The sequence below is a fragment of the Paenibacillus sp. MZ04-78.2 genome (assembly GCF_024213375.1).
Lineage (GTDB): Bacteria > Bacillota > Bacilli > Paenibacillales > NBRC-103111 > Paenibacillus_G.
Map to the genome: position 1 here is coordinate 151,551 of NZ_JANAVJ010000002.1, position 26,590 is coordinate 178,140.

General features: G+C 49.6%; 26 protein-coding genes, 3 pseudogenes, 3 riboswitches and 1 other annotated feature. Of the genes and pseudogenes, 8 read left to right on the top strand and 21 right to left on the bottom strand.

Features of this window, described 5'->3' with window-relative positions; all coding sequences use genetic code 11:
- Positions 1 to 356: 356 nt before the first annotated feature.
- From NLX71_RS02365 to NLX71_RS02375, 3 genes are all read right to left on the bottom strand, one after another.
- The gene (locus tag NLX71_RS02365; RefSeq protein WP_254361891.1) at positions 357 to 947 is read right to left on the bottom strand and encodes a hypothetical protein; all 591 of its coding nucleotides are present in this window, start codon (positions 945 to 947) and stop codon (positions 357 to 359) included.
- A 236-nt stretch (positions 948 to 1,183) separates the two neighbouring features.
- Entirely contained in the window at positions 1,184 to 1,771 is a 588-nt protein-coding gene (locus NLX71_RS02370; RefSeq protein ID WP_254361892.1) for a sugar phosphate isomerase/epimerase, read from the bottom strand.
- A gap of 194 nt (positions 1,772 to 1,965) precedes the next feature.
- A complete protein-coding gene (locus tag NLX71_RS02375; RefSeq protein ID WP_254361893.1) occupies positions 1,966 to 2,823 on the bottom strand; it encodes an amidohydrolase family protein in 858 nt (285 codons plus the stop codon).
- A gap of 466 nt (positions 2,824 to 3,289) precedes the next feature.
- On the opposite strand from NLX71_RS02375, the gene NLX71_RS02380 reads away from it, so the two are divergent.
- Positions 3,290 to 4,045 carry a hypothetical protein gene (locus NLX71_RS02380; protein WP_254361894.1) on the top strand — a complete coding sequence of 252 codons (756 nt, stop codon included), beginning with the start codon at positions 3,290 to 3,292 and terminating at the stop codon, positions 4,043 to 4,045.
- 143 nt (positions 4,046 to 4,188) lie between these two features.
- On the opposite strand, the gene NLX71_RS02385 is transcribed toward NLX71_RS02380, so the two are convergent.
- From NLX71_RS02385 to NLX71_RS26960, 6 genes and pseudogenes are all read right to left on the bottom strand, one after another.
- A complete protein-coding gene (locus tag NLX71_RS02385; protein ID WP_254361895.1) occupies positions 4,189 to 4,941 on the bottom strand; it encodes an ABC transporter permease in 753 nt (250 codons plus the stop codon).
- Entirely contained in the window at positions 4,923 to 5,705 is a 783-nt protein-coding gene (locus NLX71_RS02390; protein WP_254361896.1) for an ABC transporter ATP-binding protein, read from the bottom strand. Before NLX71_RS02390 ends, NLX71_RS02385 begins: the two co-directional genes overlap by 19 nt.
- Before the next feature lie 28 nt (positions 5,706 to 5,733).
- Positions 5,734 to 6,621 (bottom strand): cation diffusion facilitator family transporter, encoded by an 888-nt coding sequence (locus tag NLX71_RS02395; protein ID WP_254362025.1) that lies wholly within the window; start codon positions 6,619 to 6,621, stop codon positions 5,734 to 5,736.
- Positions 6,622 to 6,809: 188 nt separating this feature from the next.
- Positions 6,810 to 7,187 carry a (2Fe-2S) ferredoxin domain-containing protein gene (locus tag NLX71_RS02400; protein ID WP_254361897.1) on the bottom strand — a complete coding sequence of 126 codons (378 nt, stop codon included), beginning with the start codon at positions 7,185 to 7,187 and terminating at the stop codon, positions 6,810 to 6,812.
- A gap of 178 nt (positions 7,188 to 7,365) precedes the next feature.
- Positions 7,366 to 7,567: riboswitch (cobalamin riboswitch) on the bottom strand.
- 70 nt (positions 7,568 to 7,637) lie between these two features.
- Positions 7,638 to 7,724: pseudogene (locus NLX71_RS02405) on the bottom strand (50S ribosomal protein L33); the annotation flags it as partial.
- 22 nt (positions 7,725 to 7,746) lie between these two features.
- A pseudogene (locus NLX71_RS26960) lies at positions 7,747 to 7,851 on the bottom strand (GTP-binding protein); the annotation flags it as partial.
- Between the two features lie 262 nt (positions 7,852 to 8,113).
- Between NLX71_RS26960 and NLX71_RS02410 the strand changes: the two are divergent.
- The 3 genes from NLX71_RS02410 to NLX71_RS02420 all read left to right on the top strand — a co-directional run bounded on the left by NLX71_RS02410 (position 8,114) and on the right by NLX71_RS02420 (position 9,961).
- Positions 8,114 to 8,461: a hypothetical protein gene (locus tag NLX71_RS02410; RefSeq protein WP_254361898.1), complete on the top strand. Its 348-nt coding sequence runs from the start codon at positions 8,114 to 8,116 to the stop codon at positions 8,459 to 8,461.
- A 123-nt stretch (positions 8,462 to 8,584) separates the two neighbouring features.
- Positions 8,585 to 8,724: riboswitch (cyclic di-AMP (ydaO/yuaA leader) on the top strand.
- 5 nt (positions 8,725 to 8,729) lie between these two features.
- Positions 8,730 to 9,488, top strand: a complete 759-nt coding sequence (locus NLX71_RS02415; protein ID WP_254361899.1) for a CAP domain-containing protein — start codon at positions 8,730 to 8,732, stop codon at positions 9,486 to 9,488.
- 148 nt (positions 9,489 to 9,636) lie between these two features.
- A riboswitch (cyclic di-GMP riboswitch) is annotated at positions 9,637 to 9,719 on the top strand.
- Between the two features lie 65 nt (positions 9,720 to 9,784).
- Positions 9,785 to 9,961, top strand: a complete 177-nt coding sequence (locus NLX71_RS02420; protein ID WP_254361900.1) for a hypothetical protein — start codon at positions 9,785 to 9,787, stop codon at positions 9,959 to 9,961.
- 284 nt (positions 9,962 to 10,245) lie between these two features.
- On the opposite strand, the gene NLX71_RS02425 is transcribed toward NLX71_RS02420, so the two are convergent.
- The gene (locus NLX71_RS02425; protein WP_254361901.1) at positions 10,246 to 10,437 is read right to left on the bottom strand and encodes a hypothetical protein; all 192 of its coding nucleotides are present in this window, start codon (positions 10,435 to 10,437) and stop codon (positions 10,246 to 10,248) included.
- A gap of 238 nt (positions 10,438 to 10,675) precedes the next feature.
- On the opposite strand from NLX71_RS02425, the gene NLX71_RS02430 reads away from it, so the two are divergent.
- Positions 10,676 to 10,882: a helix-turn-helix domain-containing protein gene (locus NLX71_RS02430; protein WP_254361902.1), complete on the top strand. Its 207-nt coding sequence runs from the start codon at positions 10,676 to 10,678 to the stop codon at positions 10,880 to 10,882.
- Between the two features lie 98 nt (positions 10,883 to 10,980).
- Positions 10,981 to 11,838: an NAD-dependent epimerase/dehydratase family protein gene (locus NLX71_RS02435; protein ID WP_254361903.1), complete on the top strand. Its 858-nt coding sequence runs from the start codon at positions 10,981 to 10,983 to the stop codon at positions 11,836 to 11,838.
- Between the two features lie 84 nt (positions 11,839 to 11,922).
- Here the strand turns inward: NLX71_RS02435 and htpG are convergent, their stop codons facing one another.
- From htpG to NLX71_RS02470, 8 genes are all read right to left on the bottom strand, one after another.
- Entirely contained in the window at positions 11,923 to 13,803 is a 1,881-nt protein-coding gene (gene htpG / locus NLX71_RS02440) for a molecular chaperone HtpG (RefSeq protein ID WP_254361904.1), read from the bottom strand.
- Positions 13,804 to 14,078: 275 nt separating this feature from the next.
- The gene (locus tag NLX71_RS02445; protein ID WP_254361905.1) at positions 14,079 to 15,611 is read right to left on the bottom strand and encodes a 2-isopropylmalate synthase; all 1,533 of its coding nucleotides are present in this window, start codon (positions 15,609 to 15,611) and stop codon (positions 14,079 to 14,081) included.
- Positions 15,612 to 15,714: 103 nt separating this feature from the next.
- Positions 15,715 to 15,945 (bottom strand) — a binding site (T-box leader).
- A gap of 93 nt (positions 15,946 to 16,038) precedes the next feature.
- On the bottom strand, positions 16,039 to 16,161 hold the full coding sequence (locus NLX71_RS26495; protein WP_302058042.1) for a hypothetical protein: 123 nt from the start codon (positions 16,159 to 16,161) through the stop codon (positions 16,039 to 16,041).
- 24 nt (positions 16,162 to 16,185) lie between these two features.
- Positions 16,186 to 16,755, bottom strand: a complete 570-nt coding sequence (locus NLX71_RS02450) for a DUF5991 domain-containing protein (RefSeq protein ID WP_254361906.1) — start codon at positions 16,753 to 16,755, stop codon at positions 16,186 to 16,188.
- Positions 16,756 to 16,821: 66 nt separating this feature from the next.
- Positions 16,822 to 18,198 carry an MFS transporter gene (locus NLX71_RS02455; RefSeq protein WP_254361907.1) on the bottom strand — a complete coding sequence of 459 codons (1,377 nt, stop codon included), beginning with the start codon at positions 18,196 to 18,198 and terminating at the stop codon, positions 16,822 to 16,824.
- A gap of 89 nt (positions 18,199 to 18,287) precedes the next feature.
- The gene (locus NLX71_RS02460) at positions 18,288 to 18,713 is read right to left on the bottom strand and encodes a MarR family winged helix-turn-helix transcriptional regulator (protein WP_254361908.1); all 426 of its coding nucleotides are present in this window, start codon (positions 18,711 to 18,713) and stop codon (positions 18,288 to 18,290) included.
- A 163-nt stretch (positions 18,714 to 18,876) separates the two neighbouring features.
- Entirely contained in the window at positions 18,877 to 20,193 is a 1,317-nt protein-coding gene (locus NLX71_RS02465) for an MFS transporter (protein WP_254361909.1), read from the bottom strand.
- A 19-nt stretch (positions 20,194 to 20,212) separates the two neighbouring features.
- On the bottom strand, positions 20,213 to 22,489 hold the full coding sequence (locus NLX71_RS02470; RefSeq protein ID WP_254361910.1) for a glycoside hydrolase family 3 C-terminal domain-containing protein: 2,277 nt from the start codon (positions 22,487 to 22,489) through the stop codon (positions 20,213 to 20,215).
- 146 nt (positions 22,490 to 22,635) lie between these two features.
- Here NLX71_RS02470 and NLX71_RS02475 point away from each other — a divergent pair, with 146 nt between their 5' ends.
- Both NLX71_RS02475 and NLX71_RS02480 read left to right on the top strand, forming a co-directional pair.
- On the top strand, positions 22,636 to 23,877 hold the full coding sequence (locus NLX71_RS02475) for a helix-turn-helix domain-containing protein (RefSeq protein WP_309248916.1): 1,242 nt from the start codon (positions 22,636 to 22,638) through the stop codon (positions 23,875 to 23,877).
- A 117-nt stretch (positions 23,878 to 23,994) separates the two neighbouring features.
- A complete protein-coding gene (locus NLX71_RS02480) occupies positions 23,995 to 24,882 on the top strand; it encodes a fructose bisphosphate aldolase (protein WP_254361911.1) in 888 nt (295 codons plus the stop codon).
- 81 nt (positions 24,883 to 24,963) lie between these two features.
- Here NLX71_RS02480 and NLX71_RS02485 read toward each other — a convergent pair whose 3' ends face one another.
- The 3 genes and pseudogenes from NLX71_RS02485 to NLX71_RS02495 all read right to left on the bottom strand — a co-directional run bounded on the left by NLX71_RS02485 (position 24,964) and on the right by NLX71_RS02495 (position 26,374).
- Complete coding sequence (locus tag NLX71_RS02485) at positions 24,964 to 25,437, bottom strand: YfbM family protein (RefSeq protein ID WP_254361912.1); 474 nt, start codon at positions 25,435 to 25,437, stop codon at positions 24,964 to 24,966.
- A gap of 260 nt (positions 25,438 to 25,697) precedes the next feature.
- Positions 25,698 to 26,060, bottom strand: a pseudogene (locus tag NLX71_RS02490) (Rpn family recombination-promoting nuclease/putative transposase); the annotation flags it as partial.
- A gap of 89 nt (positions 26,061 to 26,149) precedes the next feature.
- Entirely contained in the window at positions 26,150 to 26,374 is a 225-nt protein-coding gene (locus NLX71_RS02495) for an AbrB/MazE/SpoVT family DNA-binding domain-containing protein (protein WP_254361913.1), read from the bottom strand.
- Between the last annotated feature and the right edge of the window lie 216 nt (positions 26,375 to 26,590).

The window sequence follows — 26,590 nt, forward strand, 5'->3', positions numbered from 1 at the left end:
GTGGGCCAAACAAAGATGCATGCAAAATGGATCGTCCACTATGATAGCTAAAAGGACTAAGTCTTAAAGGATAAACCTGATCCTAAACCAAGCAAGGCAGCCGTTTCACCGCAAAACATAGATAAAAAAGAAAGTAGAGGGAGTGGAGATGCAGTACATTTCGTACGAGGATAAGGAAGCTTTGTAAGCCAAAATTGATTACCTTCAGCAAAAGAATTTGGCCGGAGCATGGTGCGGGAATATTCCCAAGGATACAGAGCACGGATTGGTCAAGTTTTGGTCGGAGCAGTTGCATGTAGAGGAGATCGATTGAAGGATAAGCGCGCCTTCTCATACAACGACAAAGCGCGCCCGCTTTATTCCAAATAGTCTTTCCGATAAAACAGTAAGACCAAATAAACAAAAAAAATGAAGAGGAAAGTTAAAAATGTAAAATAAGTAAATTGATAACCATATCCGGTAGAAATAAATCCGATGATTAAAATCGCCCCACTACAGATAAGGCTTCCGAGAATATTTCGATTGATCGCAGTCCACTTCATACTTCTCGGCATATAACTGGAGATGAAAGTGAAGCCTCCATTTTTCTTTTTGATAATCCATGCTATTCCTAGTCCAAGAGAGAACGTCACCATCTGCAGCATGAACGTTCGATCCCCTGTTATATCGTAATAATCTTCCAAAAAATAACCATACCCCAATTTAAAGAAAAGCATAACTAGATTTTGAAGCAATAAGTACATCGAATAGCCGAAACATAACATAATCGAAGCATCGAACCAACGAATTCGATAAACAAACTTTAAGTATATGTACATGGAAATTAATTGAAACAACATGTCTAATACTGGTTGCAAAAGAACCATCCGCGCCCACAGAGAGAATACGGCAAGAACGAGCCCTATGAGCTGCATGCTCCCTTTAAAAATCTCCAGTCCCTTTACCATTAGTCTGATTGTCGCCTCCCTCCAATCTTTAAGACGGATTTCCACTCCAAATGTTACGCAAAATTTGCAAATCTTCGAGCGCCGCTTCATACAATGCTTTCCGGTCTTCATTCACGCGAATTCCCTCAGTGAATTCCAGTGTAAACGAGCCGCGGAAGCCTATGCGTCTCATCAAAGCCAGTCGGTCCTTAACAAGCTCTGGCCGCCGGCTTAACCGGATGAATTGGTTATCCCCGTCACGAAGCTGCACGTGTGCATGAGTAATCGCAGACCCCAGCCTTTTGAACCAATCTTCGAGTTCTCCCAAGCAGCAGAACGGATGCACGATCGCTTGGAACGGCCCGTCCCCGAACCCGGCGCAGCATTTCCGCCGCGGCATCGGGATGCTCCGCGACCGTGCCCGGATGACACTCGCACAATATTCGGCAGTCTGCGGGCAGCATCTCCGCCCAGCGCTTGACGTTGGCTATGTAAACCGGAAGCTGGGCCGGGTCGGCCCCGAGATTGAATTTGACCGCAGGCGCACGCAGCCGTTTCACCAGAGTCGCAGCCTCCTCACGCTTTCTCTCCGCCTCATCGCCATCCTCGAATCCGATATACGAATTGACGATCGTTACGAAACTCGAAGCCTCCAGCGCCGACCGCTCCCGTTTGTCCGCCTGAAGCGCATGATTTTCCCACAGCTCCATCCCGTCGAAGCCGTCCTCTCGAAACCGCCGCTGCCAATCGCTGACCGCATAGGACGGCTGGCGCTCCGCCGCCCATCGGTTCCGTTCCAGCAAAATCGTGCCGACATACAGCTTGTTCTCGAAAGACTGTGCCATCTGGGTAGTCCCTCCCGCATCAAAATATCTTCGAGGAAGCATAGCCCATTGCCGAAGCTTTCGTCAAGAACGCTATCCCCCGAACTGCCGGGAAATAACGAACCGTTTGGAATGCGCAATCCTGAAGCTCGCCTGCAAAAAAAAAGAGACCGCGCCCCATGACGCGTGTCTCTTCTACGCTATACTTGCGTTTTTTACGATCCGCTTAACAACAAATGCTCCAGCTTGTAGAATCGAAGGGCGTTGCCGCCAAAGACGGCTTCCCTCTCCGATTCCCCAAGCCCGTCGGGAAGCGCGCTGTCCAGCAGCTTCACAACCTGATCGTAGCTTGCCGCCAGCAGGCAGACGGGCCAATCGCTGCCGAACATGACCCGGTCGGTGCCAAAAACCGACATCACATGCCTCACATACCGGACGATCTGCTCCTGCTTCCAATTCCGGTGGTCGGCCTCCGTGACCATCCCCGACAGTTTGCAGTACAGCCGCGGATTGGACGCCGCAGCCTCCGCCAATTGAGCGCTCCACGGCTCCCATTCGCCTGCGGCAATTTGCGGCTTCGCGATATGGTCGATCACCGCCCGCAGGTTCGGGGTCTGTTCCAGCAGCTTGAGCACCGCCGGCAGTTGATGCGATTTCAACAGCAGGTCCACAGGAAAATCTTCCTCAGCAAAAAATCGCATCGCCTCGACGATATGCGACCGGAGTATGTCTTCCGCCCGCTCCGTCTCTTGAATCATGATACGAAAACCGACGAACGCCGGATGCCGCTTAAACTTCCGGTACTGCTCCCGGTAGTCCGGGCGCTCCAGATCAATCCAGCCGACAACCCCTGCAATGCGTTCGGATCGCCCCGCCAGCTCCAGCATATAGTCCGTGTCCGACAATGTAGGCGCCGCTTGAATGACAATCGTCCGGTCGATCCCGTTCGCTGCCAAATGAGCCTCCAAATCAGGCGGCTCGTAATCCTGATATAACACGCTCATCTCCGGCGTAATCCAGCTATAATCTCCTCGTTCCAGCTTCCAGTAATGCTGGTGCGCATCGATTCTCATCTTAGTTCCTCCTTAAGCATGCCGCCATCTACCTACAGTGCATCGCGCTTATTCTCGTCTCCATTTGATATGCGGTGCAACGCCGGATTGGGCTCGACGACCGCTACCTTCATCCCCCTGTGTTACCTTAGCTTTTGGTACATGCTGAACCCGCCGACTCCCAAAACCCATCAACAGCGCTTTCATAGGCTGACGAACCTCCGCTTCTGGGATTCGTCGCGAAACATCCGCTAAATTGATTCCCATTCTAACGCAGCGCTTATTAAATGTATAGATCAAGATCCGACAAAGCCCTGTAATAATGAACAAGCGATTGATCGGCTCCGCTCAAAAACAAGCAGTTTAGACATACATTTATATTCCCTTGTAGATGCTGTATACTCTAGTTGGAACGACAAAAGAAAGTAATGCTTTGGGGCACTATAAAATAAACGCGGCAGTATAAACGAAATGGAGAGAAGATCAGGTGCAACCAATCCTTATCGAGCCTGCGGCTTATACCGCTTTTAGCGACGAGGCGGAACTCATTGAGCAATGCAAAGAATGGAATTTGCTTTCGGAGAAAGCGTCCAAATCCAAAACCTTTTTCTACAAGAGAAACGGACGAATCCTGGCCTGCCGGTTGATCGGCTATGTCGATAAAATGACTGCTGTCATCGAATTGGAAGACAAGCAGCTGCACTGCATCCACCCGTCTTACCTAAAAGAGATGCAGGCTTCAACTTACGGGCAGAAGTCTGCCGTCGGGGCAGAGGATGCGGCGGAACCGGCGAGCGCCGTTCCAGCGGTTACGGCAACCGAAACTCCTGCGAAGGAAACCCCGGAGCTTGAAGCCCCCGAGGCTAAGAAGCCTCCGGCCGAAGAGCCAGGGACCGCAGAACTGCCGACAAAGGGGAAAACCAAGAAAGAAAAATCGCCGAAGCTGCAGCTTCCGGGAGAAAAAGTTAAAATGACCGCCACTGTAAAACAATTTACAACCGTACCGAACAATTTCTCTGACAATGACGATGAAGTGATTATTTACGAGGCGGTTTCCATCGCCGAGCCGGCGACCGAAATCGGCGAAGCCTGGTCCAGCAACAGCGCCACGATGAAGAAGCTGGAACTCGATATCGGCGACATGATTACCTTTGAGGCAAAAATCATAGCCAAGAAGCTTACACGACATCCCGTGCCGTATAAACTCAACAATCCGTCTAAAGTTCAAAAACAAGAATCTTGACAAGTCCAAGGAACTGTCCTAAAATTCTCGATTTGACGCATAAAAATACCCTTCATCCTCCTTTGCGGGTGGATTTGAAGGGCATTTTTTTCAATATTTGGAGTCTCTCTTTCCATATGAACACTCTTGGGGAAGTCCGCATCCTATCCGCCCGGCCGCAAGCGGCCGTCACGGGTAAACCACAGTTTGTAGCTGATCAGCCCCAGCAGCATTCCCGTAATCGCTGCCGAGGAGGAAAGCACAAACATGATCAAAATCTGGTACCGCACCGCTTCGACCGGATTGGCTCCCGCCACGATCATCCCGGTCATCATGCCCGGCAGCTGAACGAGGCCGACCGTCTTCATCCCGTCGATCGTCGGAATCATGCTGGACTTGATCGAGCGCTTGAGCGACTGCTGAATCGCCTGCCGCAGCGTCGCGCCGAGCGCCAGCAAGGCTTCGATCTCGCCGCGGGAGGACTCTAGCTCTCTCTTCATCTGGTTCAGCAGCAAGCCCGAGACAATCATCGCGCTGCCGATCGTAATGCCGCTGATCGGGATGATGTACTGCGGCGTGGGCTGAATAATACCGAAGCTGAGCAGCAGCGTCATCGTGATCACTTCCGTTGTCGTAATCGCGACGGCGATGCGCAGCCGGATGCCGGCGACACCCTTGGCACGCTGCCCGGCGTTCCACGAAGCGACCGCAATCATCACGCCGATGATCAACACTATGAACCAGGGGTTATCCGTACGAAAAACGAACTGGAGCACATATCCGACGAGCAGCAGTTGCACCGCGGAGCGGATGGTGCCGATCGCTACGTCTTTTTCGAGCCCCAACTTCTGCCAGACGGAGACGAGCATGGTCACGACGACGAACACCAGCGTGCTGATTAGCGCCAGGTTGGACATTCCGCACCCTCCTTCCCCGGAGCGGCCGCAACGGATAACCCCGCTATGAACCGGCGGCCGTGTTCCGTGTCCGGAGCACGAAAGAAGTCCTGCGTTTCCCGATTCTCCAGCAGCGTCCCCTCAGCCATAAACCATACGCTCCGGCTGACGCTGCGCGCCTGCTCCAGATCGTGCGTGACCCACAGCTGCGCGGTCCCTTCCCGCTCGTTCCATTCCCGCAGCAGCCGCTCGGTTGCCGTCCGGCTGTGCGGGTCCAAGGATGCGGTAACTTCGTCGAGCAGCAGAACGTCCGGCCGAAGCAGCAGCGAGCGGACCAGCGCGAGCCGCTGCTTTTCGCCGCCGGACAGCTCGCCTGCCGGCTTGCTCCAAGCCATTCCGCCTAGGCCGAGCGCTTCCATGCAGCGGGCGGCGAGCGCACGGTCGAACGGGCGGCGGTGCAGGCGGCTGACCGTGCACAGATTATCCTCCACGGTTCCCGGCAGCATGACGGCCTGCTGAGCGACGTAAGCGACCTTCGTCCGCCACTCCTGCGGCTTCCATGCGGAAGCCGGCTTGCCGCCCAGCCGCAGCTCCCCCTCGTCTGCGGCGTCCAGCCACGCGAGGATGCGCAGCAGCGTGCTCTTGCCCTGGCCGGAAGCGCCCAGCAGAGCGACCATGCCGCCTTCCTCCAGCTCAGCCGTCATGCCGCTGAATAACGCAAAGCTTCCTTCACCGCCACGTTGCCGGTATTTCGCAAGCTTTTCCATCGATAATACGGATGCCAATCGCCGAGCGCCCCCTTTTTCAAAAAGCTTATTCGTACCACGGATTCAAATGGATAAGCACCTCATCGACATCGGCATGCCGCTCCATAATCGCCCGCTTGATTTGCCGGGAAATATCGTGCCCTTCTTGAACCGTAAGATTGCCCGGAATGCTGACCCGCAGATCGACCAAAATGTAATGCCCATGCTCCCGCGCCCGAAGCCGGTCGATCCGCTTCACCTGCGGAATCGTTTGGATGAGCGCCGCGTATTCGTCCAGCTTCTCCGGCTTCACCGCTTTTTCCATCAGCACGTCAAACGCTTCCTGCCCCATTGAGTAAGCCAGCTTCAGCACGAGAATCGAAACGATAATACCCGCGAGCGGGTCGCCGTAGGCCAAGTACGGGATGCTCCAAGCCTCGCCAAGCATCGCAAGCGCGATGCCTACGACGGCCGCGAGCGATGCGTACACGTCAGCCAGATGGTCGTAAGCCGTAGCGAGCAGCCCTTTGCTGTTCGTCCGTCTGCCGATCCGGATCGTGTACATATATAAGGCCTGCTTCCAGGCCAAAGAAACCAAGGCCGTGGCCAGCGCCAGTACGCTGGCTTCCGCCGGTTCCTGGAACAGCGCGGCAACGGCATGATAGCCGATGTACAAGGCGGCGATCGCCAGTACGACGGCTACGAAGGCGGAGCCGAGCACCTCGGCTTTGCCGTGTCCGTACGGATGGTCCTCGTCCGCCGGACGTTTGGAAATCCGCATCGAGCTTAATGCCGCGGCCGTCGCAATCACGTCGCCAGCATTGTGTACGCCGTCCGCAAGCAGCACTTGGCTGCCGGATAGAAAGCCGACGGTCAGCTTGAGCAGCGTCAGAACGATATTGCTGATCAAACTGATCCACACCGCCACGATGGAAGCATTGTTCCCTTTACTCATCATTTATGACCCCCGCCAGAACTTTTTCCCATAGGAAACAAAAAAACCCCGACCGTCCGGCCAAGGGTTGGAAAAGCTTTTTTCATGATAAAAATCAGTCCTGTGCAGAATCATAATCATCACCACGCTCAAAAAAAATAACATCCGATCATTATAGCACGAAATCCGGAAGGTTGCAAAGCCGCTGCTTATCTGCCAGCCGAAGGCTGCGGTTTGTTCGTTCCTTCAGCTCCGCGCGTTGTCCCGCCGAATTCTTCCTGATATGTATAGAGAATTTGTTCCCGTATCGGACGTCCGCCGAGCAAATGCTCCTTCACCAGCTCCCGGCCCAGCTCGGGGGTCATTTCTTTGTACCAGACGCCCTCCGGATAGACGATGACGATACAGGCGTCTTCGCAACGTCCGTTGCACCGCGTTCTTGTCGTGTGAACGATCGCATCGGCCTGCTGCCGGGCAATCTCCTCCCGGATCGCCTGAGTTACCTCCTCGCCTTGCTGCCTCATACAGCTCCCGCCGTTGCAGATAAGCACATGGTGGCGCGTGCCGGTCAAATTCCATGTTGCCATTATTCCCGCCTCCTCCGTTTCAAAAAAAAAGAAAAGGAGCATTTCAACCCTGTCGGTTAGAAATACTCCCTGTAGACCCGTATCTGCATGCCCGAATGCTCTGTCTGTAAGACAGCAGCCCGTGCATCGGCATATCCGTTCTTCGTATCCTAACACCCCCTATGCTCCGTAGGGCTCAGCCGTGTTATTGGATCAGGCAGGTATCCTGGCTTAGGGCATCCCGCTCGGCGCCTTCCCGAAGACGTGTCTCCAGTGGCATGCTGCCGAACGATAGCTTGATTCAAGCGCCCTTCACAGTGGCGGGACCGCGACGGCTTTGCACTCGTCTTCCCTTTTAAGCTTCGGACGAGGCCCGAAGCACCTAATTCCCAGTATTCGGTTGTTATGAACCTAACGATACCCGAGGGGAGGATGCATTGTCAATATGTTCCTCCCCATATTTTCCGCGTCCTACCGCGTTTCAAGGTGCAGGGTAACCTTTTTGAGCCGGGGGCAGTATTTGTTTTGTTGTAAACAAAACGAACGCAACCGAAGGTTTTTGCTAGCAGTTGTTCTTGTTGAGCCGTTGAGACTTCTTTCGGAGGGAAGTTAAAATAGTCGTCTTCCCGGCGCCTAAATAACCGCTCAGCACCGTTACCGGTATTTTCGTCGTATTGCGTTCCATCGTCAGCAAACCTTCCTTAAACGTAATTATTACTAATTAATTATTGTACGGAGGCGCCTATCGTTTGTCAACGAATTTCAGCTGCTTGACAGTGGGATGCAAAAGAAACACTTTCCCAAGTGAAAATATTTTTACCTAATGCAATATTTATTACATAAGGAAATTTTCTTATAGTCAATAAAATTTGTTACTTCAGGGAAACATTCAAGAGAGCCCAATGGCTCTTCACTCGGCCTTTACTATGGAGGAGGTCCTTCGATACATGTCCGCTGTTCTCGGCTTTACGTGTCTTTTAATCGGTCTGGTAATCGTCAATGCCGTCTACTCTTATCAAAGCAAGCACATCGATCCCGCCTTCGGGGCGACGTTTCTTTTTCAATTGAAGATGCTCCCTTTGTTTCTTCCCGCGAATCTGCTGATCGGGTACGGCGTCCGCTGGGTACAGCACAGCTTCGGTCAGCTGACAACGGCTCTCGTATCGGCTAAAATCGTCGAGCTTCTGGTATGTCTGCTTATGGGGTATATGTTCATGCAGGAGATGCCTACGTGGAAAACTTGGGTCGGACTTCTCATTATCATCGGCGGGTTTGTACTGATGAAGTGGAGGTAAGCAGCGCTGCGCTGGAAGATATTGTGGGGTGAAATCTAGCGATCCTCGTGATAGACTGTAAGGGCCCTTGAGAGACCGGGTGGGACGAAAAGTTCGGCTTCACCGGTTCTGTCGAGAGGACAACTACATTCAAGGCCGAAGCTTCTTTGGAAGCGCGGGGGAACCCATTTTTTGGGGTGAAGCCATACCATATGCTATGGCCGGGTGATTGCTCTTTGACCCGAACCCGTCAGCTAACCTCGCAGGCCGAAAAAGGAGAGGATCTTTTTTGAATCGCATGAAGAAAACTGCTTTGGTGAGTATGTTGGCCCTTACTTCGGTGTTCGGAGCTGGGATGGCATCTGCTTCCGCTGCACCATGCCCCGTTACCGATAACGATACGTTGTCGACGATTTCTCAAAAATACGGCGTTGATCTGTCCTCGCTGCTGAATTCGAACCCGCAGCTTTCCAATCCGAATGTCATTTGGAAAGGAATGGTCATCAACCTTCCGGGATGCGATACCGGATGGCAGCCGACGACTCCGGTGAAACCGCAGCCGGTTCCTGCTAAACCACAACCAACGACACCGGTGAAAGCTCAGCCGACAACGCCAGCCAAGCCGCAGCCGACGACACCTGCGCAACCGGATGCAGGTTCCAAGCAAGGGACCAGCCAGTCTGCTTTTGCCAGCCAAGTGGTGAATCTCGTGAACCAAGAGCGTGCGAAAGCCGGCCTGCAGCCGCTTGCTTCCGACAGCGCCTTGTCAGCTATGGCCTTGGACAAAGCAAAAGACATGTATAACAACGGATACTTCGATCACACATCCCCGACGTACGGGTCTCCATTCGATATGATGAGATCTTACGGCATCCGTTATTCGTATGCGGGTGAAAATATCGCAAAAGGCCAGCGTTCGCCGCAAGAGGTAATGAATGCGTGGATGAACAGCGACGGCCACCGCAAAAACATTCTTAGCCCGAACTTTACAAAAATCGGCGTTGCTTACTACAACGGCGTATGGGTTCAAGAGTTTATCGCGAACTAATCCTCTATTCTCATACAGATATTGGATCGGTCCCCTTGCCTGGGGATCGATTTTTGCTTTTATTTTCAAAGAACGAGCAATTCTAAAATTTTCTTTAGAAAATTCCGTATGAAACGATACAGACATATTCTATTGTTTGCTGGTATTATATAGTCAGGTAGGCAATGAATTCGAATCTGTATATGGGCACTTGGATTCGAAGGAGCTAGTAGTGCAACCGGACCATCTTTCCTGGCGATCGCTAGGAAAGGTGGTTTTTGTTTTATAATCCTTTTCTAAACTAGGGGGTATCCTAAATGAAGCAGCCGATAGATTGTCAACTTCTCATCGAACAATTAGAGATCCCGCTGGAAAAATTCGAAGCGTGGAAAAAAGAGCAGCTTAAACATATGAACGAAGAAATCCATGGCATAGCCATGAACGGGACGGCCGATTATTTTGAAGCTTCACTGAGCCCGTCTTCCGAAATTTGATTGAGGTTGTTTACTCCCCAAGAAGCCACAAGCTAATCATGTTCCCCCTTTAAGAACCAGCACTTTCCCCACCAGCCAGGATCGCCGTTTCCCAAGGACGGGGGCATCCCGGTTCTCCACATCCCCGCACTCGTCGCTCCGGGAGATTTGTCCCATCTTGAGGCGTCTCCCGGCGAATCAGATTAGTCGGCCCGCAGCCACAAACGGATTTACTTTCGCTTCGTACATCCAATTGGGGACCATTTAAATAATATCCCAAGACCATGTACATAAGCCGCTTATCATCATCTGTTTAATTGAATATTACCGTAACTTTTAACAATCGAATTTAAAGCTATGGCAGCATGCCTAAATCCGTTACTTACTCCCAAAGCATACTTTTTTCCAGACTCATCTATTCGATTTTTTTCTTCGTTACTCCAAATATGTTCGAGCTTCCGAAAATCTTCAAGCAGCTTATTTAATTCTTCGATCAACACCCATACCCCCTTATGCTTTAACTCATTGGCACTCTCGTGATTTTGTAAACATTTTGTGTTAAGATTAGGGAAAATTCTCTGCTAAATTACATTGTATTTAGTTCTATCCAGCTCCATCTTTTGTTTTACTTCGCAAATATATCATATGTCTTTTAGAACAATAAGTCAAACATTATATTTGTTTTATTAAACATTTAATTTTATATATCAGATAAACCATTTAAGGGGTACAAATATGCCTTTTTCCTATAAACCATTATGGAAATTGCTTGTTGATCAAGACTTAACGAAAACCGAATTTCGGGAAAGCTTGGGCTTATCTACCGCAACTCTTGCAAAATTAGGGAAGAACGAGTATGTCTCACTGGAAGTTATCGATAAGATTTGTACGCATTTCGGCGTCCAGCCTAACGATATCATGGAGCATAAAAAGGATCAATAAGCCTTCAGTGTCACAAAATCCCCCCCGTCTCTGTCTTGTATAATGAGTCAAAAATATAAGGCATCTTTGAAATGCCGTTCAATGGGAGGCAAAGGAGTATGAAAATTTTGGTTGCCGGAGCAACCGGTGTCATTGGACGTTCGCTGCTGCCGATTCTGGTACGGGAAGGCCATGAAGTAATAGGCATGACGCGTAATGAAGCCTCGAAAAGCCTCATTTCGAAACTGGGGGCGTCCCCTCTGGTTGCGGATGCTTTAGAGCGGGAGTCCATGACTCACGCTCTTCGGGAGGCTCGTCCGGAAGTTGTCATCCATCAACTCACTTCTTTAAGCAATTTCAACTTTGAGGACAATAACCGAATCCGAACCATCGGAACCCGCAATCTGGTTGACGCCTCGCAAGCGGTCGGGGTAAGGCGCATGATCGCGCAAAGCATATCGTGGACCTACGAACCGGGAGATCATCCTGCCAAGGAAGAGGAACCTTTGGATCTGGAAGCACCACAGCCGCGAAAAACGACGGTTGACGGCGTGCTTGCTCTGGAGCAAGCGGCCGCCGAAATGCCGGAATACGTCATTCTGCGATACGGTATGCTCTACGGGCCAGGAACTTGGTTCGACCGCAACGGGCTGATGGCCGAGAAGGTGCGGCACAAGGAGCTGAAGGCGACGGAAGGAGTCACTTCCTTTCTGCATGTCGAAGATGCGGCGCAGACAGCGGTTGCTGCGCTGGAATGGCCGACCGGGCCGGTGAACGTCGTTGACGACGAACCGGCTCCTGGAACGGAGTGGCTGCCTTTCTATGCCGCAGCAATCGGCGCGCCCGCACCTGAGGTTCAAGAAGGCAGCAGCCGCGGCGAACGCGGGGCAGCCAATGCCAAGGCGCGTAAAGACTACGGCTGGAAGCCGCTTTATCCGACTTGGCGCGAAGGCTTCCCGGCAAGCTTGCAAACGTAGATGAAAAAGGGCTGTCGGGATGATTCCCCGACAGCCCTTTACGCCGTTTTTATGACCCCTTACAGGGTCGTATGTCAGTTCGTACTACACCATAATTTTGCAAATATCGTTCGTAAATTCGACCGGATCTTGAATCGGCAGGCCTTCGATCAACAGCGCTTGGTTGTACAAGAGTGCCGTATACAGATTCAGCTTTTCTTTATCCTGCTCGTACGCCGTCTGCAGCGATTGGAATACCTCATGATGGATATTGATCTCCAGCACCTTTTCCGCCTTGACGCTCGGGTTATTCGGCATGGCGTTCAATATTTTCTCCATCTCGATACTGACATCACCCTCCGTAGTCAGACATACGGGGTGAGACTTCAACCGCTTCGAGGCTCTGACACTGGTTACTTTGCCTTCCAGCAGTCCCTTCATGTGGTCGAACAGCTCTTTGTGATCGTTTTTGTCGGCATCGTCGTTGTCCTTATTGTCCTCCGCTTCAAAGCCCAGATCGCCGCTGGAGACGGATTTGAACGCTTTGTCCTTGTAGTTCATCAGCATCTTGACAGCGAACTCGTCGATATCGTCGGTGAAGTACAAGATTTCGTAGCCCTTCTCGGCGACAAGCTCGGTCTGTGGAAGCTTCTCGATTCGTTCGTTCGACGGTCCGGAAGCATAGTAAACATACTTTTGGTCCTCCGGCATTCTCGATACGTACTCCTCCAGCGTAACCAGCTTCTTCTCCTTGGAGGAGTAGAACATGACCAGATCCTGCAGCACCTCTTTATGGCTGCCGTAATCGCTGTAGACCCCGAATTTCAGCTGTCTGCCGAACGATTTGTAGAACTGCTCGTACTTCTCTCTTTCATCCTTAAGCAAGCTTAGCAGTTGGCTTTTGATTTTGCTTTCGATATTTTTGGCGATCAGCTTCAATTGGCGGTCGTGCTGCAGCATTTCTCTGGAAATGTTGAGCGACAGGCTTTCCGAATCGACCATCCCTTTGACGAAGCTGAAATAGTCCGGCAGCAGATCGGAGCATTTGTTCATGATCAGCACGCCGTTGGAATACAGCTCCAGCCCCTTCTCGTATTCCTTCGTGTAGTAGTCGAAAGGAATATTTTCCGGGATAAACAAGATCGCCTGGTAAACTACGGCCCCGTCGGCGCTGATATGGATATGCTTGATCGGCTTGTCGAAGCCGTAATGCTTCTCTACGTAGAACTTCTCGTAATCCTCGGCAGTCAGCTCACTTTTGTTTTTTCTCCAGATCGGGACCATGCTGTTAATACGCTCTTCTTCCACATAGTCCTCAAATTCATTGTCGCTGTCTTCCTTCAAGCGTTTGCCGGGAAGGTCCATCTTAATCGGATAACGAATGAAGTCGGAATATTTCTTGATGATCGCTTTCAGACGGTATACTTCCAAAAACTCGTCGTAGCTCTCGTCCTCGGTGTTCGCTTTGATCTTCAATACGATTTCCGTGCCGACCGTTTCTTTGTCGCAAGGTTCAATGGTATAGCCTTCCGCGCCTGTCGATTCCCACTTGTACGCGCTGTCGCTGCCCAAAGCTTTGCTGACGACCGTCACCACATCGGCGACCATAAAGGCCGAATAAAAGCCTACGCCGAATTGGCCGATGATATCGTGGCCGTCCTTGAGTTCATTTTCCTTCTTGAAAGCGAGCGAGCCGCTCTTGGCAATAACGCCGAGGTTCGTCTCCAGTTCTTCCTTCGTCATCCCGATCCCGGTATCGAGGAGCGTCAGCGTTCTGCTGTCTTTGTCCGGAATCACTTTAATATAGTAGCTGTCTTTGTCGAAAACCAGCTTATCGTCGGTTAACGCTTTGTAGTAGATCTTGTCGATGGCATCGCTGGCGTTCGATATCAATTCTCGAAGGAAGATTTCTTTTTGCGTGTAAATCGAATTGATCATCATTTCCAATAGTCGCTTGGATTCGGCTTGAAACTGCTTCTTTTCCATTCGAAATCTCTCCTTTTTGACAATAAGAGGTGGCTATGGTTGCAAACGACCTTGTTGTTAGCACTCTATATCTTTGAGTGCCACTCCCTATTTTTTATAACATTCCTCCATTTTAATGTCAACCCAAAAGAAAAAACGCTCGGAAGCCCAAGCGTCTAGCATACTAATTCCTTTTACAATTTATCCTGCACGCGCTGCGCGCTTTCCTTTAACTGACTGTTCAAAACGTTTCCCTCCGATAGATCCGGACTGGATACTGGCTGTCCGGCCTATTTTTAGTCTCTGGCAAGGTCCAGCAGGATACCGTTAACCCCGTTCAGGAAGGCATTCGCGCTGGCCTTGATAATGTCCATGTCCATCGCCCGTCCGGAGTAGATTTTGCCTTGATGCTCGACACGGATGTTGACCCGGCCGACGGCCTCCATGCCTCGGGACAAGCTGTTGATCTTATAATCCTTTAACTGGATCTCCAGACCGACCAAGGTTTTGATCGCGCTGTACAAGGCATCGATCGGACCGTCGCCCACGGCGCTCCCTTTCATCGACTCGGAGCCCTTATTCAATTTGATAGTAGCCGTCGGGTGCAAATCGTTGCTCACCACCTGGAAGGATTCCAGCTCATATAATTGCTTGCTGCTCTGCTCGACGGTCCGGTGATTCGTGACGAGATAGAATACGTCGTGATCGTAAACTTCTTTCTTGGCGTCGGCCAAGATAAGGAACTCCGCGAACAGCTCCTCGAAATCTTTGGCATCGCTCGTATCGAAGCCCATTTTCTCGATGGCGTTCTTGAAGGCGTGCCGTCCGGAACGGGCGGTCAGGATCAGCTCCATGCTGTCCGCACCGACCTCTTCGGGCGACATGATTTCATATACCTGCTTGTCTTTCAGCAGGCCGTCCTGATGGATACCGGAGGAGTGTGCGAAGGCGTTCTCGCCGGTAATCGCTTTGTTGACCTGTACGTCGAGCCCGGTCAAATAGCTAACCAGTCTGGAGGTCCTGTGCAGCTCCGCCGTATTGATATTGGTGTAGCCGTTGAAGTAGTTCTCCCTGACCTTAAGCCCCATCACGACTTCCTCCAGCGAAGCGTTGCCCGCCCGCTCGCCTAATCCGTTAATGGTGCACTCGACTTTTTCCGCTCCATTCTTGATCGCGCTCAGCGTGTTGGCCGTTGCCAGCCCGAGGTCGTTGTGGCAATGGACGCTAAGGATCACGCGGTCGTCCAAATTTTTGAGCCGTTCGTTGATTTTGCGGATCAGCTCGCCGAATTCCTCCGGAACGGCATAGCCCACCGTATCGGGCACGTTAATAATGGTCGCTCCGGCTTTCACGACGGCCTCGATCGTTTCCCACAAGTATTCAAAATCCGACCTCGATGCGTCTTCCGTGGAATACTGCACTTGCGGAAGCAGCGTCTTGGCATATTTGACTGCGTCTATTCCCATTTGCAGGACCGATTCCTTGGAACGGTTGAACTTCTTCTCCACATGGATGTTCGAGGTGCCGAGCACAATATGAATGAGCGGGTTCTGCGCCAGCTTGATGCTTTCGTAGACCGCGTCGATGTCGCTTTTGACCGCCCGGGCCAAGGCCGTAATCGAGACACTGTTGCCTACGCTGCGGGCAATTTCTTGGACCGCTTGGAAATCTCCTGCGGACGAGGCGGGAAAGCCTGCTTCGATAATATCTACATTCAGCCTCTTTAACTGCTGGGCGATCTCTATTTTTTGATGAAGATTCAGCTTCGCCCCCGGAACTTGCTCGCCGTCGCGCAGCGTAGTATCGAACACCATAATTTTGCGTTTCATCCTCTATTCCTCCCAAAATCGCATTTTTCGATATCTACAATATCTATATGTGAAGCGGGGCTGATTAAACCTGGGATTTAATCAAAAAAACCCCGTCTCTATGTATAGAGACGAGGTTGAACCCGCGGTACCACTCTAATTCATTTCCTGAAGAAATGATCTCAATTCGATGGCCATCACCATCTATCCCTGTAACGGTGGAACTCCGGCTTACCCTACATGTCAGGCAGCTGTTCATAGACGAGTTCGAAATGAACGACGTTACCGTTTCGCACCGACCAACGGCTCTCTGAAAAGTCATTGCACTTCTACTATTTCTAATCCTCACATTTGAATATGGAATTATTGGTCATTATAGGGTACTCGGATCGATTTGTCAAACCTATTCTGCACCGCTTGCTGTCGCCGAATTATCCGTTAACGATTCCTAAGACGAACCCATCTTTTGTCCGCCGCTGCTGCAAATCTCGTACGGATCATTCGTCAATCCGGGGGCGATGCCGCACAATAGACAAGTCTCTCCCGGCATCGAAGCGGCATCGGTGTGCATGTCCGCGCATCCGAAAGCAACGGCTCAGCTTGAGCGAGCCGCCGCTTCAAAGTAAGTCTTGCCGGATTCGCCTTGATCCTTGAGCATGGGTTGAATTTTCTCCCAAAATGTGTTCAAAGCCGAATCTGTTTTTTCCAAACGCAATAAGATATCTCCCGGTTGATAAGGCTCCCATAAGTTATCCGGCAAATACTTGTCAAAAATTATTTTTATCGCTTTGCCATCCCCCTCCACTTGTGCCTGAAGTCTTTCCATCGTTTGAAAGCCATCGATATCTATTTTCGCGTAGTAGCTTTTACCCTCTTTATATATTGAAATTTGATAAAACATATTTTGATTCGGAGGGGCGTATTCCGAAAATTCATACTCCCCGACCCACGATTCCAATGGTGAAGAAGCTATGGCCGTTTTCACTTCTTCCGGCTTATTTACCAAAGGCACATGCTGAACGTTATCGTTTAATGCTGAAGATGGAGTATTAGCGCCGCATCCGATCATCGAAACGATGACGAGAGCCAGGATTGCGCTCCCTATGGATCTTGGTAGATTTTTATTTATCATATTGAATTCACCATGTCGTTCGCAAAAATCCATCTTTCCAAAGCTTTCCTCTCCCTTACTAGAATTCAGTATATCGAAAGGATGGAAAAAATTCAAAAGTTAATCCGCTCTCTTGGCAATTCGGAAAGATACGAAAAAGCTCAGCACGATGAAGAGCAGTTGAGTCAATAAGGCCAGCATGATCCCCATAAAGATACCTTGGCTAAAATGCTCGCTTACAGCGATTAAAGCTCCTCCGATTCCGATGCTCACTCCCGGGCAAAAAGCGTCGACGAATTGAAGATACGCGGAAATTTCGCCTTCCTCGCCCGAGCGGGCATGCTGCAGCGCAATGGCCCCCGTCGTCGGATTGGCCAAGCCAATGCCGAAGCCCGTAAAGATTTGTGAGATGACGGCAAGCCCAATTCCCCCGCTCTCCAGCCCTACAGCCGCGATGACCAGCGATACGCCGACGATCATGAAACCGATCCCGGTTATGATCCGTTTTTTTCTGCCGCGGCCGCTATCCTTTTCGTCCAGTTTGGATTGCAGCCAAGCCGCGGTGGACCAGCTTAACGCGCCTGCGGCGACGATCAGCCCGGCAAGGTCTGCGGGCAAGCCTTTGACCTTCGTCAACGCCAAGACGACATAGCTCTCGGTTGCAACATAGCACGCAACATACAGCCCTCTTGAAACAATGGTGGCCGGCAGCCCTTTTTTGACGGAGAACGTTCCCGCAGGGAGCAGTTGCTGCAGAGGCCGGACCATGACGATCAACCCGATAAGCGCAAGCGCAATGCCCTTCCAATCGGAGACAAAGCCCAACCCGCTCAGCAGCAGCCCCGTCCCTACCGTCAGCAGCACAGCGTATCCTTCCTTGCGGCCGCTTTTCTTGGCTGGAGCGCTTTCCGTTTGAAGCTTGCGAAAGGAAGGAAGCGTCAGCAAGACGGCCAAGACGATCAAGGGCAGTACAAGCCAGAATACGAATCTCCACGAGACATATTCGGCTAGCAGCCCGGCAATATAAGGACCGATCAACGCCGGCAAAATATAAGCGCTGGAAAATGCGGCCAAAATTTTCGTCCGGAGCGCATCGGGATAGCTTAAGGTAATGCAGTAGTACACGCATGTGACAATAGCGCCTGCGCCGAAGCCTTGAAACGCTCTCCCCGCGATTAACATCGGCATATTCACGGAGGTGGCCGCGATCAAAATACCGGCCACAAAAATAACGATAGACAAAGAAAAAGAGCGATACACGCCGATTTTGCCGATTTGCTGACCGATGACCATCGTGCCCAATATTTGCGTCAACAGAAATGCGCTGAAAATCCAGCCGTATAACGAAATGCCGTTCAAATGCTGCGCCATATCCGGCGCGATGGTCGTAATCGCCAAGCCCTCGAACGCTACGGTAGTCACAGTCAAAATGATACCGATGGTCAATGCCCGATACCGTGCGTCAAAAATGCTTGCCTTGCTTTCGCCTTGTTCCATTCCCTTATCCCTCCATCTACTTGCTAGAACATTAGTTGCTATAGCAACTATATGAGTAAAAAAAACAAAACAGGTACACGGGCAACTCTCTACAAATCCTTCACGTTATTATACATAACGGCAAGTATTCTTCTAAAGGTTTCGACTTCTTCCTCGGACAACCCTTCGATCGTTTTCTTATAAGCTTCAATGGACGGAGCAAGGATGTCCTCCTTGATTTCCCTGCCTTTCGGCGTTAAATATACCCGCAGCGATCTGCGGTCCGTCTCGTGGGTTACGCGATGAACGAAGCCCTTCTTTTCCAGCTTGAACAGCATCCGGGCGATGTTCGTCTGATCTTTATACAGCCGTTCCGCAAGCTCTTTCTGGGTGATCCCCTCCTTTTCCCAGAGAATGACCAATATCTCCCATTGGTCCACGGTAATATCGAAAGGGTTAACGACCTTTTGATAATAATTGTTAAGCTTCAAATCCGCCCGGTGCACGACGACGCCGATATACTTTTCTAACTCCAATGACAGCCTCCATTATAGTTGATATGATTATAGTTGCTATGACCATTATAATTCCCATACCCGCCAGTGTCAATCCGCAAAATGAGCTTCTCTGGGCGCGCTGCATAACAAAATGATCCGAGCCTGGTTCACTGCGCCAGGGAATCGGATCATTGAGCTGCTGTTATATCGTTTTCGTAGGATGCCCGGTTAGTGCAGCTGCCTCATGCTTCATTTGCTCTCCCACTTCGGGAATCGGCTTGAACGCAAGTGTTCCCAACAATACACATACCGCAAGCACGATATAAAAGAAGGCCCACTCTCCGATTCCAGTCATGCTTCCCGCAGCCAATAGTACAGGGGCAATGGCAGGAACGAGCGATTGCGGCAGCGCGTTAGCAACGTTCATGAGTCCAAAGTCTTTCGCCGAATCTTCCTTGTTCGGCAAAATCCGTGCGACAAGCGCCATATCAACGGATGTAAAGCATCCTGTGGCCAAACCGATCACGATGGAAGCTATAATAAATGCAGTCGTATTCGGGACGAAAGAATATATCATCAGTCCCAAAAGCATGATAATGCCGCAAGCATATATAAACGGCTTCTGTTTACCGAATCGGTCTGACAATATGCCGCCAATAATGCTAGTGATAGCGGTTGCGATCAAGGCAACAATCTTGAGTGTACCTACGACATCGGTAGCTTCCCCTTGAGATAAGCCCATACGTTTCACAAGCATGATTGCCGTATAAAGGCTATAGGCAAGACCCATATTAACCAAAAATTTAGACAGGAGCGCCCATGTGAATTCCGGATATTTACGCGGATTGGGGTAAATTTTCCCAAGCTTTTCTTTCAAAGAGATATTTTCTTTTGCTTTCTTTACCATCTTCACTTTGCTGTCGCGGATAATAAACAAGCTGATGATCGGGCCTGCGACGCCAATGATCGAAACCAGCAGCCACTTGGACGAGGTTGGCATCGTTTTCAGAGCCATCATCATAATCATTCCAATCGTAAGGCTCAAGGGGATAGCGAGTCCAAGCAGTCCCGACATGGTTCCTTGCTTCTTCACTTCTACCTGGTCGGGAATCAGCGCCGTATAGGCCGCCATCGCAAAGTTAAAGAAGAGCTGCGCTATACACCATCCGACGATAACCTGCCATATTTGTGTCGCGAAGCCAATCCATACCAGGGCCAGGCAGCCCATCAGCGGTCCGACCAGAATCCATGTGCGTCTGCGCCCGAAGCCAATGTTGGTTCGATCACTGATCGCTCCGCCAAGCGGATTCCCGACAAGCGCGAACAATGCCCCGACTCCTGCGACGATCCCATACGAAACCTGATAGTTCGTCGGATCAATCTCAATCATTTTAAAAGAGAGCAACAACATCGCCGGAGTCAATAAGCCGATCAACATACAAACATACCCAAACATGATGCCAAAGGTTAATCTTTTAAACGGTGTTTGTATCTGGCCTTCTACTGCTTGTTCCCCCATATTTCTTCCCCCTTACCGTTCACACATGTCTGTTGAAACGTTCTATCATCTCGTTCAGCATCTTTTCAGAAAAGGCGCCTTGACTGAAATGAACAATTCCGCGCAATGGCATATATTTGAACAAGGCCGCTTTCAGCTCGGACGCTTCTCCAACGCCCTGGTCTCCGATCAATGGGACACGTTTTGTTTGCGCCAACATTTCTTGCAGGATTGGCGCCAGTACCGGATCTGCAAGCAAATCGCCGAGCGGCGTATTCCGCGTTACCCGTTTACGGAGGTTGACTGAAGATTTTACATAGACCGTATTTCTCAGTACGATGTCTCTTGAAGATTTACCGATAAGAATCTCGAACTCGCCTTCTTCGACATGCCAATCCTTCAGTTCCACGTTATAGTAAGCGAAAGATCGCTTGTTCAAGGTGAAGCTGACCGTTTTCTCTTCTCCCGGCTGCAATTCTACTTTAGTAAAGCCCTTCAGTTCTTTTTCAGGCCGCTTGACAGCGCTTACTTTGTCATGAACGTATAGCTGCACAATTTCTTTTCCGGCAACCTTGCCTGTATTCTTAACGTTCACCTTAACCGTGAGGGTCTCCGTATCTTGAATCGAGTCTTGATCCAGCACCAGATTGCTATATTCAAAAGTCGTATAGCTAAGCCCGTATCCAAACGGGAACAAAGGCTCAATCTGCAGCGCATCGTAGTGCCGGTAGCCGACAAACACGCCCTCCCTATACTCCACTCTGTCTCCTTCGCCAGGAAAATGTAGATAGGAAGGATTATGATGCAGCTCTTCAGGGAACGTTTCTGCCAGCTTACCGCTAGGATTGGCGTCACCGAACAACAGATCCGCAATAGCGCCGCCCAACGCTTGTCCTCCAAGATACCCTTCCAGCACGCCTTTCACTTTATCGATCCAAGGCATAACGACAGGTGCTCCATTGCTTAGAACGACAACGATATTGCTTTGTACTTCGGCTACCGCTTCAATTAGCTTGATATGATTATCCGGAAGGCGCAAGTGCTCGCGGTCGTAGCCTTCGGACTCGTAGCGATCCGGCAATCCAACGAACAGAATGGCCGTATCGGCTTCCGACGCGATTTTCTTTGCTTCTTCAATCAGACTTTCTTCGATTTCATCGTGCTCCAACCGATACCCTTTCGCATACGCGACCTTGGTTCCCGGTCCGGATACTTGCTTGATTTGTTCAAGGATATTGTCCAGCTTGGTTGGTTTGATATGGGAGCTGCCTCCCCCCTGAAAGCGGGGTTTTTGCGTAAACTCTCCGATAACAGCCAAGTTCCCAGCCTTGTTCAGTGGAAGAATAGAATCTTCATTTTTTAAGAGGACCATGCTTTCTCTCGCTATTTCTCTTGCCAGCTGATGATGTGCTTCTTCGTCAAATGAAGCATTCGATTTATGATTATCCACGGCTCGATATACGATCGTCAGGAAACGCTCAATTGCCAGATCGAGCTTCTCTTCAGACAATTGCCCGCTGGCCACGGCATCGATAATTTTCTTCGCGCCAACGCCTTTGGTGCCCGGCATTTCAAGCTCAAGTCCGCTCGCGAGGCCGTTCGCACGCTCATTTACGGCTCCCCAGTCCGATACGACAAAGCCTTCAAATCCCCACTCCTCGCGGAGAATTTCGGTTAGAAGATAAGGGTGTTCTGAAGCATATTCGCCGTTTACTTTGTTGTAGGAACACATGACCGTCCATGGCTGACCTTCTTTTACAGCGGTTTCAAAACTAGCAAGATAGATTTCCCGAAGCGTTCTTTCGTCCACAATCGCATCTGTTGACATGCGGCGATGCTCCTGATTGTTGACGGCAAAGTGCTTGATTGATGTCCCGACGCCTTGGCTTTGGACTCCTTGGATATGACTCGTTGCCATTTCTGTAGTAAGATACGGATCTTCGGAAAAGTACTCGAAGTTTCTTCCGCACAAGGGTGAACGCTTTATGTTCACGCCAGGTCCAAGCAGCACGGCTACATTGAGCGCTTGAGATTCTTCCCCAAGGGCAACGCCCATTTTTTCGGCCAACTCCTTGCTCCAGGAACTCGCAAGCCCTGCAGCGGATGGAAAACAGGTTGCAGGAACGCTATCATAGATGCCTAAGTGGTCGCCCCCTTCTTCTTGCTTCCGAAGTCCGTGCGGTCCGTCCGCTAACATAATGGAAGGGATTCCAAGTCTTTCAATATCTTTTGTACGCCAAAAACTCTTGCCGGAGCAGAGGTCGGCTTTTTCTTCAAGCGTCATTTGGGAAATGATCTCTTTTAGATTTCTCTTCATTTTCAAGCACTCCTTATTATGTGTTTTAAGAAAGTAACCGCTTTCCCACCTCAAGGATACCTTGTTTTGCCATCGATTTATTGTATATGATATAGATAAATAGTATATTTTTCAGTTCATTTGCAGCATATTTGGGAGGCTTGGTTATGATGAATCATCCGCACATCGATGAGCTGGATTATATATGTAACATGATCTATACCACTTTCGATCTGCCCGTATACACGATGAACGCAAATGGAGAACTCCTGTTCGAGCAATCCGCTGCGTATATCCATCATCCAATGTATTTCTCCAAAATGGAAATGCTTAAACCGCTGTTTGTGACGGATGATCCGCACCATTTTCCAGTTTTTAGAACGACGACGTTTCTGGAAAATTTTTTCTCAATTTCGCTCAGGACAGAAGGAGCATTTCAAGGGATGATTATTGTGGGTCCCGTTCTCTATTCGACGCTTCATGAAGAATCGCTTACAGGTATGCTGAATGAACTTCAATTAACGAAAGAGAAAAAAAGAATGAGCGAATATTACGCGGCACTTCCAGTGATAAATCAACTGAAAGTAATCAGTATAAGCAAGCTCATGCATTATATGATATACCAGATGAAGCTGGATACGGTTGAAATTCTGCAGCAAAATGAATTGCTCCATACCGAAGCTATTGAAATCGAACATCTTCATGTTCATATTTCCGGGAGTGGGCAGCATCATCGGTTCCACGAAAGTTCCATCCTTGAAAAGAAGGTATACCAGAGCATTGCAGAAGGAAGAAAAGAAGAATTGACTGCCGCTTTGACAGCGTATCCCGAAAAAGGAATATTAGGAAAGCTATCCAGAACAAGTTCCAGCCGGAGCAATAAAAACTTGGCCATTGCCGCGATCACACTGGGTACAAGGGCAGCTGTCCAAGGAGGACTGCATCCTGAGATCGCTTATACACTCAGCGACTTATACATACAAAATCTCGAAGAGCTTAAAGATAGCAGAACCATTGATCAATTTACGAATAGTGCGTTGCACGATTTTGCCGAACGCGTACAGAAGCATCGCGAACAGAAATACTCGAAGCCGATCAACGCTTGTAAGAATTACATATTCTCTCATCTTTACGATGAGATTAAGCTTACCGATCTGGCGGAAATGACGGTCATGAATCCAAGTTATTTATCGGCGCTGTTTAAGAAAGAAGTCGGCACCACAATCAAGCAATACATTCAGCGTACAAAAATCGAGGAGGCCAAGTCGTTAATTGATTACACGACCTATACCTTGGCTGATATTTGTACTTTGTTAAATTTCCATGATCAAAGCCATTTTACGAAAACCTTCAAAAAGTTCATAGGCTTGACCCCTGGAGAATATAAGAATCGAATAGAGAGCCTTTAACTTCGGACCATTTCACGAAAACCCGGTGATCTTCATCAATGTATGTTTGCCAAAAAAGTGCTATAATAAATGAATTCAAGATGTTATCCAGTCCATAATAAGGAAGGAGAACTATTCATGAATACAAAACAATTGGAGCGAATCCATACGGGGAAGGGCTTTATCGCGGCCTTGGACCAAAGCGGCGGCAGCACCCCTAAAGCGCTGGCCCAGTACGGCGTTCAAGAATCGAGCTATTCCAATGAAGAAGAGATGTATGCCTTGGTTCATGAGATGAGAACGCGCATTATCAAAAGTCCCGCGTTTGATTCCCGGTACATTTTGGGCGCGATCTTATTTGAGAACACAATGGACCGCTCCATTGACGGTCAATTGACCGCCGATTATCTTTGGGAGAAGAAAGGAATCGTGCCTTTTCTAAAAGTCGATAAAGGGCTTGCCGATCTGGAAGACGGGGTTCAGCTCATGAAACCGATCCCTGATTTAAACGACCTTCTGAAGCGGGCGGTTGAACGCAACATCTTCGGAACGAAAATGCGCTCGCTGATCAAAGAAGCCAATCCTGCCGGAATCAAAAAAGTCGTTGAGCAGCAGTTTGCCATCGGGAAGCAAATCGTGGAGATGGGACTGGTTCCGATCATTGAGCCGGAAGTGGATATTTACAGCGCGGATAAGGTAGCATCGGAAAAACTGTTGAAGGATGAACTTTTTGCTCAATTATCGGCCCTCGACAAAGACGCGAAGGTCATGCTTAAACTTTCCATCCCGATGGAAAACAATTTCTACAGCGATCTGATGAAGGACCCGCACGTTGTACGGATTGTCGCTTTGTCAGGCGGCTATTCGCAAGCGGAAGCCAACGATAAGCTGGCACAAAATCACGGATTGATCGCGAGCTTCTCGCGTGCTTTATCGCAGGACCTCACCGCCGGGCAAACTGACGAGGAGTTCAACGCGCTGCTTTCCAAATCCATTCAAGACATTTATGAAGCCTCCATTAAATAAAAATTTCACGACCCCGAACTTTAGCTTAGCTCGGGGTCGTTTCTTATGTCCAACACTTTGTGATGATTCAGATTATTGGAATCAGAGAATATAGAAGATGAGACCTTTGCCCTCGGCTGCAGTTTGGCTGTAGAAACGCCGGATTTCGTTAAAATGCTGCAGCATGTAGGCAAAGAAATAGTCCTCATCCTCACCAGAAACAGCATATACCTCGTCCTTGACCATGGCCGGGAAATCATACCGCAAGCGGAGCTTCGCTTCATCCAGTTCAGTCATAGCCTGAAGCGCTTCTGCAACTTGCTCGGCGCGCAAGAAAAACGCCCCGAATTCGCCAAAATCGATGCCTTGGTCTAACGTCATCGGAACAACATAGCCAAGTGGAGGCTCTCCATCGGCAATATCTCCACAGAGCAAGTAGTGAATCGCCTCCCAGGATCTATAAATGTCCAGGCTGGGAAGATCGCTTGGGTTCAAATCCACCAATGCAATTTCGCCTGCGGCGATTTGCTGCACCAGTTTGTCATCAATAGCATAGTAATATCCGTACATTCCCATGTTGTCTTCCTTCTTTCCATTTTTAGTAGTGACTGTGCTACCCTGTCTAAATGTAACATCCGGGAATTTGCATTTCAAGGAACATTGGACGTAAGCGTCAAATCTAATACATATTATCCAGAACTTCCAAGCGCAGTCGTAATACTGGTCAGAAGCCCCTGAAAACAACCGGAAGCATGAGGATGCACGAAGGCAGGGCGATACCCGAAAAACCTTATGGAAGCAGGCTTCGGGCGGCATGAGAAACAAAAGGTCTGTCTCCCTTCCACCGGAATCGGATGCTGTTCTAGCTTGGGCAATTCCATGACATGCACTTCGATATCGTCAATCAGCGGAATCAAGGTATGATCTTCACGCAGATGGAAAACGTTATGATAACGATCATTCGGTAGGCATGAGTAATTCAAGATGTTGATCGTCACGCATTTCTTCAATTCGCCGTAGTTGGCACCTTCATTGATCTGATGGTGGTACATATTGCTCCAGTAAAACAGTGTCCGCTTCTCCATCTGATAAGGGTTAAACAACTGCATCTCGATGTTAATCAGCTTGCCTTCGGCTGTCTTCGCCTTAATGTCGAGAATGGACTGCTTATCGTGCGGAGCGTCCTTGTCTGTAACGGGTTACAAAACCCCCGAAAACAGCCGGAAACATGGGGATGCATGAAAGTAAGGCGATGCACGAGAAACCTTATTCAAGCAGGCTTCCGGTATCATGAGATAAACAAAAGGTCCATCTCCCCACTGGCAGCGATTCGATCAGAAATTACATAAACCAGCCCCAACACATCGGAACTGGTTTCCTCAAAACTATTCGGCAATAGTAAACATACTGTCTTTCTCTTCGTTTGGAATTTTCGATAATAAAACTCCTTCAAGGCGAGGGACTTCGGGATGCGAATGCCCAAGCCGTTACCCCATTTTTGAACCTGAATCATGGGACCGTCCCCCACAAAAGTTTAAACATAGTATATACATTTTCTTGAAGGAAGTTCAAATCAAGGTTGAGCGATCAAGTGAATTGATTTATTTGTGTATAATTTTCATCCGTAAATCATGCTTGACTTCTTCATGACAACAATATATAATAAATCTTGTCGCAAACGGGACCATAGTTCAGTGGGAAAATACTTCACTAGCAGAACAAAATTCAA